Genomic DNA, 14,365 nt, shown 5'->3' with positions numbered 1-14,365 from the left:
CGGCGCGGGAGGGGCCGCCCCGGGACCGACCGGCGCCGGTGGCGCCCGCGCGGCCGGTGTCGACGGACCGGTCCCCCGGCGACACGCCGGCCCCGGACGGGTCAGCCCGGGTACCCGACAGCGCAGCGCGGGAGCCGGGGCCGGGGCGCACACCGGACGGTCCAGCGCGGAAGCCGGACGACGCAGAGGCGACGCGGAAGCCGGGCGATGCAGGGGCCGCGCGGGAGCCGGACGGCGCAGGGGCCGCGCGGAAGCCGGACGGCGCAGAGGCGACGCGGAAGCCGGGCGATGCAGGGGCCGCGCGGGAGCCGGCGGCACCGCCCGGTGCGGTGCCGGAGTCGGTGGAGTCGTTGGCCAGCCTGCTCGGCGGGCGCAGTGGCGCGGTCGACGCGACCCTGCCGCCGGTGGCGTTCACGATCGGCTGGCTGGCGACCGGACGGTCGGTCGTCGGCGGGGTGGCCGCGGCCGTACTGGCCGGCACGGCGGTGGCGCTGTGGCGGTGGCGGCGCGGGGACCGCCCCCGGGCGGTGCTGGTCGGACTGCTGGCCGTCTGTCTGGCCGCAGTGGTGGCGCTGCGCACCGGGCGGGCCGTCGACTTCTTCGCGGTGCAGCTGCTGTCGAACCTCGCCAGCGCGCTGGCCTGGATGGTCAGCATCGTGGTGCGCCGGCCGCTGCTCGGGGTGGTCGTCGGGACCGCGTTGCGGCAGCGGGGCAGGTGGCGGCGGGATCCGGCGCTGCTGCGGGCGTACGGGCGGGGCAGTTGGGTGTGGGCGGCCACCTACGTGGTGCGGGTGGCGGTGTTCCTGCCGCTGTGGCTGGGCGGGCAGGTGCTCGCGTTGACCGTGGCCCGGGTCGCGTTGACCTGGCCGCTGGTGGCGGCGGCGCTGACGGTGAGCTGGGTGGTGATCCGCCGCTCGCTGCCGGCCGGTCATCCGGGGCTGCGGCACCCGGTGGAACCCGGCTGAGGTACTGCCAGGGGGCCGGAGGGCCAGGGGGCCGGAGACGTTAACGGAGAGGCCGCCACGGGGGGAGCGGCCTCTCCGATCAACACGGTACTCCGTCATACGGCGTCGCGTTATCCCGCGCGCCCTCTTTTTTCGCGGCTTTCCCGCCGTGGCGGGGTGGGGGATGGTGGGGTGGGCCGACCGATCCGCTGCGTCGGCCAGATGATCGACCCACCCCCGGCCTGACCGTGGGAATCAGGCCGCCCGCCGACCGGGCGTCCGCTCCCCCGGGCCCGGTCGGCCTCCGGGTGGGCGGCGCCGCGCCACCCACCCGGTGGGGTCAACTCAGCCGTTCGGGAAGAGCATCCCGTAGTCCGCGTACGCCATGGCGATGTCGGACTGGGCCCAGAACCGGTGGTAGTTGAACGTCGGCTCGGGGCCGCCCTTGAGGTACGCGTCGACCTTCGGCCAGTCCGGGTCGTTCTTGTAGAACGACCGGATGTCCAGGAAGCTCTTGCCCGCGGCGATGGTGTCGCCGTTGGGCATCTTCCCGGTCCAGCCCGGCGGCACGTAGAGACCCTGGCCGTCGGCGGCGTTGTACACGTCGTCGAACCGCTTGTAGTCGCCGCGCGTCTCGGTGGTCGAGACGCCCTTGCTGTCGCTGGCCGCCGAGAGCGCGTCCAGCAGACCCTTGCCGGTGGTCTTGGCCTGCGTGTTGCCGGACTTGGCCGCGTACGCGATCAGGGTCCGGGCGAGGGAGCCGGTGACGCCGACGTCCTGGCCCGTGGAGCTGACCTCGACGTGCAGGCCGGTGTTGGCCGCCGGGCTGCTCGGGTTCCAGTTGGCGGGCTGACCCGTCCACTTCAGCTCGGACGGAACCGACCAGTTGGTGCCCAGCTTGGTGTTGGCGATCGCCCACGGCACCCACTTGTCGAGCAGCGCCTTGGCCTTCGTGTTGCCGGTCTCCAGGTACAGCTCGGCGATACGCTGCATCGACCAGACCTGCATACCGAACCACTGGTTCGACGGCGGGTCGTTGTAGACCGGGTCGACGTCGTAGTACATGCCGTAGAAGGTGGCGGTGCCCGACGGCGGCTGGGCGTAGCTACCGTCCCAGCTGTTGGTGGCACCACCGGCGATGCCGCCCTCGGCGGACTGGAGCCAGGTGTAGAACTCCAGCTGCCGGTCGAGGCTCTTCTGCCAGTCGCCGACCGCGGTCGGGGACTTCGGCTTGAGCTCGTTCACGTTGGTCATCGCCCAGGCCGCGAACGGGTTCTGGTACCCGAAGTGGCTGTGGCTGGAACCGATCCGCCAGGACCAGCCCGCGCTGGCGTCGTACGCGCCGCCCCAGGCGTAGTACCAGGACAGCAGGTAGTGCGCGGAGTCCTTGCCGGTGCCGGCGGGGCAGGTGCTGGCCCCGACGCAGTTGCCGATCTTCTTGAAGTACTTGTCGTACATCGCGTACCGCAGGTAGTCGCCCATCTTGGCGGCCTTGGCCACGGTGGCGGCGACGTCGGCCTGCTTGCCCTGCGCCTTGGCCCAGGTCAGCGCCCAGTACGCGGCCTGCACGGCGCGGGCGTCGGCGTCCGGGGCGTTGGTGTACTTCCACTGCTTGGCCGGGGCGCCCGAGTCCTTGACGAACAGGTCGAGGTAGCCGTACTGGCCGCCGTGCTTGAAGGTGTCGCAGGACGGCTGCGGGATGGTCTCCCAGACCGACTCCTGGGTGCCGCGCTGGAAGGTGTTGATGTACGCCGGCTTGGTGGTGCCGTCGCCGCAGCGGCCGAAGCCGTAGGTGTTGTCGACGTCCATCAGCCAGTGCATGCCGTAGATGTCGCCGGTGCCGTAGGTGGACTGCAGCTCCGAGCGCAGCGGGTCCTGGCCGACCGGGACGCTGGCGTTCAGCGCCGACGGGTACTGGCTGGGCAGGTTGTACTCGGCGGCGTACTGCGGGGTGCCGGCGACGCCAGCGGTGGGCTGGTCGGCGTGCGACGGGATGATGTACTTCTCCATCACCGTCCAGGCGTTGTTGAACGGGGCCCAGTTCTGGGTGACCCGGCCGTAGTAGGCCTCCAGCCACAGCCAGTAGCTGAACGCCTCGGAGGTGGTCTCGTGGCCGTGGTCGGGGGCCTCGACGATCAGCGTCTCGATCGAGTGGTACGGCACGCCCTCGGGGCTGAAGTAGCCCGAGTTCTTGATCTTGCCGTACTGGTCGAGGAACTTCGCCACGTAGGCGTTGTCCCCACCGGGGGTGTCGTTGTCGATCTCGGTGGCGGTGACCACCACCGAGGAGACTCCGGTGCCGGCCGCGGTGATGGTGGCGGTGCCACCGGCGGTGTCGGTGTCCTCCGCCGCGGCGACCGTGACGGTGACCCCGGTGTTCCAGTTGCTCGGGGTGAGCGTGACGGTGGACGGCGAGACCGTGATGTCGCTGTCACCGGTACGGGTGAGGGTGACCGGCACGTTGCCCGAGGGCGCGGCGCTGAGCTTGAGGTTGAAGGTGGTGCTGCCACCCTCGTTGACGCTCACCGCGGAGGGCGTGGCGACCAGCGCCGGGCCGGTGGCGGGGCTGACGGTGAACGACTTCTCCGCCACGCCGATGCCGTTGGCGTTGTCGTACGCCTTGGCCTGGACCGTGTAGCTGCCGGCCGGCAGCGAGGTCAGCGTGTACGCGTACGGCGCGGAGGTGTCGGTGTTGACCAGCAGGCCGTTGCGGTAGAACTCGACCTTGCTGATCGTCCCGTCCGGGTCGCTGGCGGTGGCGGTCAGCGGCACGTCGGCCGGCGCGGTGAACGGGCCGGTGGGCACGCCGAGGGAGACCGTCGGCGGCTGGTTGGCCGGGGTGCCGTTGCACGGGGTGCCGTTGAGGGTGAACGACGTCGGCTTCGGGTTGCTGCCCGAGTAGGAGCCGTTGAACCCGATGGTGGTGGAGCCCCCGGTCCCGATGTTGCCGTTGTAGGACTCGTTGGTGGCGGTGACCTCGCTGCCGCTCTGGCTCCACTTGGCCGACCAGCCCTGGGTGACCCGCTGGCTGCTGTTCGGGAAGGTCCACTTGAGCGACCAGCTGCTGAGCGCGTCACCCAGGTTCTTGATGGTGACGTTCGCGGTGAAGCCGCTGCCCCAGTCGTTGGTGGCGTAGACCACGTCGCAGGCCGGCGCGGCCTGGGCCGCGCTGGCCGGCAGGCCCACCCCGCCGATGGCGAGTGCGGTGGCGGCGAGCATCGCCGTGCGGCGACGTCTTGCCATGAGTCTCATGTGCGCGGTGTCTCCTCGGACCGGGCCGGGGCTGCGGGCCCCGGCGGAGGCACCTCCACGCGCGGAAACAGGGGTGCGCGGGGGGACGGAGGCGCCGGAATGGTGGTCGGTCCGGCCGGTGGGCCGGGGCAGGGACGGGGTACGGCCACTCGACCGGCCGTGCCGTCCCTTCGGGTGCCGTCCGGGAGACCCGGATGCCCTCGGCGACCCATCACTCGCGCGTGCTTGGCTCCGCTGCGTTGATTCGACAGTGTGCCATGGAAGCGCTCCCACAACAACTACCAGTATCGAAACGCAGGTCGATGTTTCGATCTCGTTTAGGGGCTTTCACAAAGCCGTGACGGGCGTTACAGTCGCAGCATCGCCGATGGGAGCGCTTCCATCGACGGAGATGCAACAAATGAAGGTCGAACCGTGGTCGCCCGACCACGGGGTTCAGCCCGAACGGCTGACGACGGGCCAGCCCGGACACCGTCGCCAGCCGACATCCCACCACCACGGAGGGAGGTGGAACCAGAGCCACTCGCGTGGCCCGGCTCCCGCGCGACACGCACTGTCGGACGCCAATTCGAGCGTGCGTGTGTGCAACACAGGTGGGGACGGGGGTTGCCCTCCCCCGTCCCCACACTAAACCCCCGTACTCGACAGGAAAAGAGGCCGACGGGTCAGGCGTACACGCCACCCGGCCGGCCTCGATCGCTATCTGCCCTCGGCAGTGGGGCCGACCGTCCCTCGACGGCGCCCGTCACACCCCCGCTTCCCCATCCCGGCCGCCCACGCGCGGCCCTCTAGGCTGGCGACCCGCCCCCGAGGCGGCCGGGCCGCCGCACGCCCGCGCTGGGAGCGCTCCCGGCCGTCGGGGTGGCCCGCACCCTGAGGAGAAACATCCATGTCGATACTCACCCGACGGCGCCTGCTGCGCCGCGCCGCGCTCTCCGCCACCGCCACCGCCGGCGCCGGGCTCCCCGCCGTCGGCGCCGCCGGCGTGGCCGCGGCCAGCGGCGCCCTCGCCGGCTGCGACGCGCCGAAGGGTGGCGAACCGACCGCCGACCCCAGCGGGGAGCGGCTGCGCTTCCCGTCCGGCTTCGGCTGGGGCGCCGCCACCTCGGCCTACCAGATCGAGGGTGCCGCCAAGGAGGACGGCCGGGGCGAATCGGTCTGGGACACCTTCAGCCACACCCCCGGCCGCACCCGCAACGGCGACACCGGTGACGTGGCCGCCGACCACTACCACCGCTGGGCCGACGACCTGGACCTGATGCGCGACCTCGGGCTGCGCAGCTACCGGTTCTCCGTCTCCTGGCCGCGGATCCAGGCCGACGGCACCGGCAAGCCCAACCAGCGTGGGCTCGACTTCTACAAGCGGCTCGTCGACGGGCTGCACGAACGCGGCATCACCCCGATGGTCACCCTCTTCCACTGGGACCTGCCGCAGGCGTTGCAGGACCACGGCGGCTGGGAGAACCGGGACACCGCCCACCGGTTCGCCGACTACGCCGACGCCGTCTTCCGGGGCCTCGGCGACCAGGTGCCGGTGTGGCTGACCATCAACGAGCCGAAGACCGTGGTGCAGAACGGCTACCTCTGGGGCCACCACGCCCCGGGCCGGCAGGACACCGACGCCGCGTACCTGGTCGCCCACCACCTCCAGCTCGCCCACGGCCTCGCCGTCCGCGCGCTGCGCGCCACCGGCCTGGACGCCCGGATCGGCCCGGCACTCAACCTGCACCCGTGCTACCCGGCCGACGACAGCACCGCCGCCGCCGCCGCGGCTACCCTGCACGACGGGTACGAGAACCGCCTCTACCTGGACTCCATCCTCACCGGCGCCTACCCGGCCGACGTGCTCGCCGACCTCGGCCCGGACAGCCGGATGGTCCGCGCCGTCCGTGACGGTGACCTGGCCGTCATCGGCAGCCCGGTGGACCTGCTCGCCGTGCAGTACTACACCCCGATCTACCTGAACGGCGCCGGCGACACCGTCACCCGCTGGCCCACCAGCGAGGCGGACTGGCAGCAGATCTACCCGCAGGGCATGTACGACATCCTGACCCGGGTCACCCGCGACTACGGGCCGGTCCCGATCACCATCACCGAGAACGGCCTGCCCTGCCCGGACACCCTCGGCGCGGACGGCACGGTCGACGACGCCGGCCGGATCGCCTTCCTCCGCGACCACCTGACCGCCGTCCACCGGGCCGTCGCCGACGGCGTACCGCTGGAGAGCTACCACGTCTGGTCGCTGCTCGACAACTTCGAGTGGGCCGAAGGGTACGACCAGCGGTGGGGACTGGTCTACGTGGACTATCCCACCCAGCGGCGGATCCTCAAGCGCAGCGCCCACTGGTACCGCCAGGTGATCCGGGACAACGGCCTGTAGCGTCGACCGCCGGCACCCGACGGACACCACCGGCACGGCCGGACCGCGTGGGGGCGGTCCGGCCCGGCACCCCGGCACCCCGGACCGCGCCCGCTCAGCGGGGCAGTGCCTGCTGGAGCTCCGCCCGCAGCGCCGGGGTCAGCATCTCCCCGGCCTGCTTGGCCAGCCGGGCCATCTCGTAGCCCACCACGCCGATGTCCGCCTCCGCGCCGGCCAGGGTGGCCAGGATGGAACCGTCGCGGATCTGCATGACCAGGAAGTAACCCCGGCCCATCTCCACCACCGTCTGCTTGACGACGTCCCCGTCGAACATCTGGGCCGCGCCCGCCGTGATGCTCATCAGCCCCGACGTCACCGCCGCCAGCTTGTCCGCGTGGTCCCGGGGCAGCTGCGCCGAGAGCGCCACCAGCAGACCGTCCGAGGACACCACCACCGCGTGCGCGACCCCGGGCACCCGCTCCGCGAACGCGTTGACCAACCAGCTCAGGTCGCGCGCCTGCTGGCTCAGTGTCATCACTGTCGTCCTCCTTCGCCCCGCACACCCGGCGGCAACGTCAACTCGGTGGTCTCCTCGGCCTCGGCCCGGCGCACGCCGCTGTACAGCCGCGACAGCATCCCGCCCACCGCCTCCGGATCCGGGTCCTCCCGAACCCGCGTCGGCTGCGGACGGGCCGGCTCGGTCACCGTGGTCAGCTGGGCCATCGGCACCCGCACCGGCAGGCCCCGCTCGTTGGTCCCCCCGGTCACCGGGACGACCGGCGGCGCGGGCAGGCTCTCCCCCAGCGACACCGGCGACGACGACACCGGACCCTGCCGGGACCACCAGCCGCCACCGGCGTCGACCGGGGTCGGGACGGACGGTGTCAACACGTCCACGGCCCGCAACGGCGTCCCGGACGAGCGGTCCGGACGGCGGCCCGCCACCGGCAGCTCGGCCGGTCGGGCCGGACCCGGCCACCGGGGCGGCCCGCTGACGACGGTGCTGGTGAGCGCCCGCGGCGCGGGCGACGCGTCCACCTCCGGTGCGGGCGGTGCGGACAGCAGGCCCGCCGGCAGCACGATCCGGGCCACCAGCCCCTGCCCCGCGGCGGCCAGCCGCACCCCGACACCGTGCCGGGCGGCCAGGTGACTGACCACGAAGTGGCCCATCCGCTCCACGGCGGCCACGTCCGCCGCCGGTGGCGCCGCCAGCACCGCGTTGGCCTGCTCCAGGGCCGTCGGACTCATGCCGAGACCGGCGTCGGCGATCTCCACCACCGCCCCGCCGTCCTCGGCCCGCGCGGTCACCCGGACCGGGGTGTCCGGCCGGGAGAAGGCGGTGGCGTTCTCCAGCAGCTCCGCCATCAGGTGCACCAGCTCACCGACGGCGTGCCCGACCACGTACAGGTCGGCCACCGCCTCGTGCCGGACCCGCTGGTACTGCTCGATCTCCGCGCTGGCCGCGAGCAGCACCGCGCCCAACCGCACCGGCCGGTTCCACCGCCGGGTCGACTCGGTGCCGGCGAGCACCAGCAGGCTCTCGTCGTTCCGGCGCATCCGGGCGGCCAGGTGGTCCAACTTGAACAGGTTCTCCAACTGGTCCGGGTCGGCCTCCTCCCGCTCCAGGTCGTCCAACAGCTCCAGTTGCCGTTCCACCAGCACCTGGCTGCGGCGGGCCAGGTTCACGAACATCGCGTTGACGGTGCGCCGGGTCTCCGCCTGCTCCACCGCCACGCTGACCGCGCTGCGGTGCACCGCCACGAACGCCTCGGCCAGCTCGCCGATCTCGTCCAGCGACCGGACCACCGCGGGCGGCACCTCGATCTTCGGCACCCCGCCGTCGACCGAGCGGAGCCGGTCCAGGGCATGCGGCAGCTCCACCTGGGCGATCCGCAGGGCCTGGTCGCGCAGCCGCTGCATCGAGTTCGCGATAGACCGGCCGACCAGCACCGCCAGCAGTACCGCCAGGCCGAGCACCAGCACGATGCCGCCGAGCACCAGCAGGGTGGTGCGCAACTGGGCGGCACTGACCCCGTCGGCCCGCACCACCGCGTCGTCGAGCACCCGGGTCTCCACCTGTCGCAGCAGCTTCTGCCGCTGCTCGCTGACCGTCCACCACTGGTTCGCCGGCAGCACCGGAGGCAGGGCGGTGCCGCCGGTGGTGATGCTCTTCTCCTCCAGCCGGGTCGCGTCGACGAACGCCGTCTCGCGGGACGTCCGGTCGTACGCCTGGATCTGGCCGGTGCTCGCGGCGACCCGGAACGCGCCCAGCGCGGCGAGCTGCTGGACCCGTAGGTCACTGAGGCTGACCTGGTCCTCCAGGCCGTACCGGCCGGCGCGGGCGGCGGCGTAGAGCTGGCCCCGGATCCGCGACGACAGCTCCTTGACCCGGGCGAGCTGCACGTAGCGCAGCACCGCCTCGGTCAGCTCCGGACGGTCCGGCCCCGGGCTCGGCTCGGCCAGCAGACCGAGCAGCGACTCCACCGCCCGGTGGTAGTTGCCGAGGATGGTGTCGTTGCTCAACACCGCCGGCGGCACCGCCGTCCGGATCCGGACCACCTGGTCGTACGCCTCCAGCGCCTCGGCGTAGGCGACCTGCCAGGCGGCGTCGGAGTCGGCCAGCGGCCCGGCCGCCGTGCGCAGGTCGTCGAAGGCGGTGTCGGTGGCCGCGTGCAGGGGCCGCAGCGCGAGCGTCGCCGCGTCCCGGTCGGCGGCGTTGCCGGCGCGGCGCAACGCGGCCAGCTCACCGGCGGTCCGGTCCCGCTCCTGCTGGAGCCGGTCCACCGCCGCGGTGATCTGCCGTCCGATGCCGACCTGCCGGGCGAAGTCGTTCAGCGCGGTGGTCCGCCCGACCAGCCCGCCGGCCTGCACCCCGGCCAGCACCAGGAAGGCCACCGACGGGATGACCAGGACGGTGGCGAGCTTGGTACGCATCCGCCAGTCCCGCAGCCGCAGCGGCGAGCGCCGCCGGTGCGGCACCACCCGCTCGTCGAACCGGTTCCGACCCGGCGGCGACGGGGCGCTCGGTGTCGGGTCGGGACCTGCGTCCACGTCTCGCCTCCTCGGCCCCCGTCCCCACGACGGGGGGCCGGGTCCATCCAACCAGGCCCCGGAGCTGTGTCAACGGGTCGACGGGGCATCCGACCGGGCGGACGTGCCGGACCCGACGGCCGAGGTCGGTGAGGGGTCCTCCTCCGTACGGCCGGTGCCGCCGAGCCGCTCCGCCTCGGGTACCCGGCCCAGCGCGACCAGCGCGGCACCGGTGGCCCCGATCTCCCGCTCGGCCCGGTGCCGGACCCGGCGCGGCGCGAGGGCGGCGGCGAACGCGGTACGCCACCACGCCGAGGCGGTCACCGCTCCCCCGCCCAGCACCACCTCGACCGGGGCGTCGACACCGGACTCCAGCACGGCCAGGTCGTCGGCGACCATCCGGCACAGTCCGGCCATCAGGCCGGCGAGGATGTCCACCGGACCGGTGGAGAAGCTGAGCCCCCGCAGCTCGCCGGAGCCGGCCGGGGCCGACCCGGGCGGCCGGTCCCCGCCCAGCCGCGGGTTCGCCCCGAGCACCCCGTCCGGGGCCAGCCGGTCCAGGGCCGCGTCCAGCTCGGACCCCTCGGGCAACCGCAGCGTCCGGTTCGCCCAGGCGAACAGGTTCCCGCCGGACGAGTACGCCGCGCCGGTCACCACGTACTCGTGGTCCACCCGGTAGCGCCACAGCGCACCGGGCAGCGCCGGCAGCGCCGTCCCGGCGGGAACCCGCTGGACCAGCCGTACCGCGGCCGACGTGCCGACGGTGACCGCCGCCCGGCGGGGGTCCACGCACCCCGAGCCGACGTTGGAGGCGGCACCGTCCCCGACCGGGGCGGTCCACTCCGCCCCGGCGAGCTGCGGCCAGCGTCGGGCGAACCCGGTGCGCAGCCGGCCGCGCCAGTCCATCGGGGCCAGTTCGGGCAGCTCACCCGGCCGTGCCCCGGCCAACGCGACCGCCTCGGCGTCCCAGGCCAACCGGCGCAGATCGAGCAGGCCGGTGCCGGAGGCCATCGACACCGACATGGGCGCGCTGTCGAGCAGCTGGCCGAGGACGTACTCGACCAGGCCGGCGAACCGGGCCACCCCGGCCGTCCGGTCCCGCAGCCAGGGCAGCCGCACCGACCAGTAGCAGCGGTGCCACCACGCCCCGGTACGACCGTGGAAGTCCGCCGGATCGGCCGGGCCACCCACCCCGGCCGGTACGGCGGGGCGGGTGTCCAACCAGGTCAGTACCGGGCCGAGCGGGTCGCCGGCCCGGTCCAGCGGCACCACCGAGTGCCACTGTGCACAGGTCGCCACCAGGCGGATGTCGCGCAGGTGACCGGCGGCGGCCAACTCGTCCAGGCACTCGGTCAGACCGGCGAGGTAGGCGGCGGCGTCCAGGGTGCCCGTCCCGTCCTCGGCCACGGTCAGGTGCACCTTGCGGCGGGCCAACGCTCCCGGCAGCGGATCGGCGTCGGCGTCGAGCACGAGTCCGCGTACCGAGGAGGTGCCCAGGTCGAGAGCGAGAATGTTCATCGCGGGTCACGGTACCCGGCGGTCGGTCCGACGACGCCCCGATCGGCCACCGGCGTCGCCCGGTCCCGCCGGCGGGTCGCCGGCACCGCCCGGGCCGACGTGGGAAGCCTCTTCCCCGCCGCCCGCCCGCCGCCTAGGGTGTGGCTATGCCCGCGCACCTGACCTGCTGGTGGCCCGCCGACCCGGCGGCCATCCCCCGCGCGTAGCTGACACCCACGCGGCCGCCCCACGAGGCGGCCGACGGTTCTCTCCCCGGCACCCGGGGCCGCCCGACGACGAGGCGGCCCAGCTCCGGAGGAGAACCCGATGAACACCCTGCACGACCTGCTCGCCGCCGTCGCCGACGGCGGTGATCCCGGCCCGTTCGCCCTGGTCCGCCGCGAGGGCGTCGACCACGTGGACCTGTTCACCGGCCCGGTGGGGGTGGCCGAACGGCTCGCCGACCTGCCGCTGCCCGGGGGCGGCCCCGGCCCCCGGACCCTGGCACTGGTGCCGTACCGGCAGATCGCGGAACGGGGTTTCGCCTGCGTGGACGACGGCGTCCCGCTGGAGTACCTGACCGTCACCGGGCATGCCGAGCTGCCGCTGGCCGACCTGCTCGCCGCCCTGCCGGCCGGGCCGGTGGTGACCGACGACGCGGCGTTCGACGTCGACGACGACGAGTACGCCCGGATCGTCGAGCGGGTGCTGACCGGGGAGATCGGTCGGGGCGAGGGGGCCAACTTCGTCATCCACCGCACCCTGCACGCCACGGTGCGGGGTGTCCCGTTGGGTGCCGCGCTGGCGGCGCTGGGCCGCCTGCTGCGCGACGAGCGGGGCGCGTACTGGACGTTCCTGGTGCACACCGGCACCCGGATCCTGGTCGGCGCGAGCCCGGAACGGCACGTCAGCGTCGACGACGGGCTGGTGATGATGAACCCGATCAGCGGCACGTTCCGACACACCGGGACGACCGCCGACCGGGACGGGCTGCTGCGGTTCCTGCACGACCCGAAGGAGGTCGAGGAGCTGTACATGGTCCTCGACGAGGAGCTGAAGATGATGGCCGGGGTCGCCGAGCAGGGCGGGCAGGTGGTCGGGCCGTACCTCAAGGAGATGGCGCACCTGGCGCACACCGAGTACCTGCTGGCCGGCCGGGGCACCCGTGACGTCCGGGAGGTGCTGCGGGAGACGATGTTCGCCCCGACGGTGACCGGCAGCCCGATGCAGAACGCCTGCCGGGTGATCGCCCGGCACGAACGGACCGGCCGGCGCTACTACTCCGGGGTGCTGGCGCTGCTGGGCCGCGACGCCGAGGGCCGGCAGACGGTGGACGCGCCGATCCTGATCCGCACCGCCGAGATCTCCCCCACCGGGCGGCTGCGGGTGTCCGTCGGGGCGACCCTGGTCCGGCACTCCACCGCCGCCGGTGAGGTCGCCGAGACGCACGCCAAGGCGGCCGGGGTGCTGGCCGCGCTGGGGCTGGGTCCGCAGGCGGCCGGCGCCGGCCCGTACCCGCCGGTGCGCTGGGCCGACGATCCCGAGGTACGGGCGGTGCTCGCCGCCCGCAACGCCCCGCTGGCCCGGTTCTGGCTGGACCAGCGTGCCCCCGGCGCGGCGGTGCTGCCCGGGGCGGTCGGCCGGCGGGCGCTGGTGGTCGACGGGGAGGACACCTTCACCGGCATGCTGGCCCACCAGCTGCGCGCCCTGGGCCTGGCGGTGGACGTCCGCCCGTGGCACGTCGGCGGCGACGACGACGGATACGACCTGGTGGTGGTCGGTCCGGGGCCGGGCGACCCGGGTGCCCTCGACGAGCCGAAGATGGCCGCGCTGCGCGGGCTGCTGGCCGGTCGGCTCGACGCGGGCCGACCCACCCTGGCGGTGTGTCTGGGGCACCAACTGCTCAGCGGGCTACTCGGGTTGGCGCTGCACCGCCGCGCCGCGCCCTACCAGGGACTGCAACGGCATGTCTCGCTGTTCGGGGTACCGCGCCGGGTGGGCTTCTACTCGACGTTCACCGCCCGGTCGGCCACCGACCGGGTCGGTTCGCCGTACGGGCCGGTGGAGCTGGCCCGCGATCCCCGGGACGGGTCGGTGCACGCGCTGCGCGGGGCGACCTTCGCCGGGGTGCAGTTCCACCCGGAGTCGGTGCTCAGCCGGGACGGCATGGCGGTCCTGGCGGAGCTGCTGGGGCAACTGCTGGCCCGGCCGGCGCTGACGGCGCACGGTGACGCCGAGCACGGCTGACCCGGCGGTACCCGGTGTGCCGGGCGGGGAGCAGGCCTCCGCCCGGCACACCGGTCACCCGGCCGACCCGACCCGGCGGGGCCGGGTGCACGGCTTCAGCCGGCGGCGAGGCCGCGCTTGACGCCGGCCCCGATGCGTACCGCCCGCTTGGCGGTCAGCGCGGTCGCGGCGAGCGCCACGTGGTCCGGGGCGATCTCCCCGTTGTTGCTGGTGTGCGACGCGCCGTACGGGTTGCCGGCGACGAACTGGCTCGGGTCGGTGTAGCCGGGGGTGACCACCACACCACCCCAGTGGTAGAAGATCGTGAACAGCGACAGCAGGGTCGACTCCTGGCCCCCGTGCGAGGTGGCGGTGGAGGTGAAGGCGCTGTAGACCTTGTCCGCCAGGGCGCCGTTGGCCCAGAGCGGGCCGGTGGTGTCGATGAACTGCTTGAGCTGGGCGGCGATCATGCCGTACCGGGTGGGCGAACCGAAGATCACCACGTCGGCCCAGGCCAGGTCGTCGATCTCGGCCTCCATCACGTCCTGGGTCTCCAGCCGGTGGGCCTGCCAGCCCGCGTTGGAGCGGATCGCCTCGTCCGGCGCCAGCTCGCGCACCTTGCGCAGCCGTACCTCGGCTCCCGCCTCCCCGGCGGCCTCGCAGGCCGCCTGCGCCATCTGGTAGGTGATGCCGGTGGCGCTGTAGTAGATCACCGCTACCTTGACCTGGCCGTCCATCGTCTGTGTCCTCCTCGGTTCGGGTCAGCTCCGGCGACTACCCGGCCCTTGCCGGCTCAAACGTCGCGCCCCGGCACGATCCGGGCAGGTCCCGGGCCTCGGCCGTCCCTCTGCCGGGAAAGTCCCCGCACGCAGCTCAAGATTTCCGCAAGTTCCATCCGGGAACGCGTCCGTCGGCCGGCCGGCACGGAATCCTGATGGATACGGCTGCTGTGGGCGGGGGCGAACCCGGCGGCCAGGGGGGCCTGCACGGGGGATCGCGCTCCGCCGGTTACGGCAACCGGCGTAGCGCGATCGGGGCCCGCCCGCCCTCGACGACC

Annotated in this window: 8 protein-coding genes; 3 read left to right on the top strand and 5 right to left on the bottom strand. The window is 73.6% G+C overall.

Translation table 11 applies throughout. From position 1 onward, the window contains the following. The first annotated feature begins 329 nt into the window (after nt 1–329). Nucleotides 330–965 (top strand): DUF3159 domain-containing protein, encoded by a 636-nt coding sequence (locus tag GA0070623_RS28175; protein ID WP_067308223.1) that lies wholly within the window; start codon nt 330–332, stop codon nt 963–965. A 324-nt stretch (nt 966–1,289) separates the two neighbouring features. Here GA0070623_RS28175 and GA0070623_RS28170 read toward each other — a convergent pair whose 3' ends face one another. Further along, nucleotides 1,290–4,196 carry a glycoside hydrolase family 48 protein gene (locus GA0070623_RS28170; protein ID WP_067308226.1) on the bottom strand — a complete coding sequence of 969 codons (2,907 nt, stop codon included), beginning with the start codon at nt 4,194–4,196 and terminating at the stop codon, nt 1,290–1,292. Nucleotides 4,197–5,085: 889 nt separating this feature from the next. On the opposite strand from GA0070623_RS28170, the gene GA0070623_RS28165 reads away from it, so the two are divergent. Continuing rightward, nucleotides 5,086–6,576: a GH1 family beta-glucosidase gene (locus GA0070623_RS28165; protein WP_067308229.1), complete on the top strand. Its 1,491-nt coding sequence runs from the start codon at nt 5,086–5,088 to the stop codon at nt 6,574–6,576. Nucleotides 6,577–6,670: 94 nt separating this feature from the next. Here the strand turns inward: GA0070623_RS28165 and GA0070623_RS28160 are convergent, their stop codons facing one another. From GA0070623_RS28160 to GA0070623_RS28150, 3 genes are all read right to left on the bottom strand, one after another. After that, nucleotides 6,671–7,090, bottom strand: a complete 420-nt coding sequence (locus GA0070623_RS28160) for a roadblock/LC7 domain-containing protein (RefSeq protein ID WP_067308232.1) — start codon at nt 7,088–7,090, stop codon at nt 6,671–6,673. Then, entirely contained in the window at nt 7,090–9,606 is a 2,517-nt protein-coding gene (locus GA0070623_RS28155) for a sensor histidine kinase (RefSeq protein WP_067308235.1), read from the bottom strand. Before GA0070623_RS28155 ends, GA0070623_RS28160 begins: the two co-directional genes overlap by 1 nt. Before the next feature lie 69 nt (nt 9,607–9,675). Further along, complete coding sequence (locus GA0070623_RS28150; protein ID WP_067308238.1) at nt 9,676–11,103, bottom strand: FGGY family carbohydrate kinase; 1,428 nt, start codon at nt 11,101–11,103, stop codon at nt 9,676–9,678. 306 nt (nt 11,104–11,409) lie between these two features. On the opposite strand from GA0070623_RS28150, the gene GA0070623_RS28145 reads away from it, so the two are divergent. Beyond that, nucleotides 11,410–13,329: an anthranilate synthase family protein gene (locus GA0070623_RS28145; protein ID WP_067308241.1), complete on the top strand. Its 1,920-nt coding sequence runs from the start codon at nt 11,410–11,412 to the stop codon at nt 13,327–13,329. Nucleotides 13,330–13,424: 95 nt separating this feature from the next. Here GA0070623_RS28145 and wrbA read toward each other — a convergent pair whose 3' ends face one another. After that, on the bottom strand, nt 13,425–14,045 hold the full coding sequence (gene wrbA, locus GA0070623_RS28140; RefSeq protein ID WP_067308244.1) for an NAD(P)H:quinone oxidoreductase: 621 nt from the start codon (nt 14,043–14,045) through the stop codon (nt 13,425–13,427). Nucleotides 14,046–14,365: the final 320 nt, after the last annotated feature.

Origin of the sequence: Micromonospora rifamycinica (assembly GCF_900090265.1) — a bacterium.
GTDB classification, from domain to species: domain Bacteria; phylum Actinomycetota; class Actinomycetes; order Mycobacteriales; family Micromonosporaceae; genus Micromonospora; species Micromonospora rifamycinica.
This window is presented reverse-complemented; position numbering and strand designations above follow the sequence as displayed.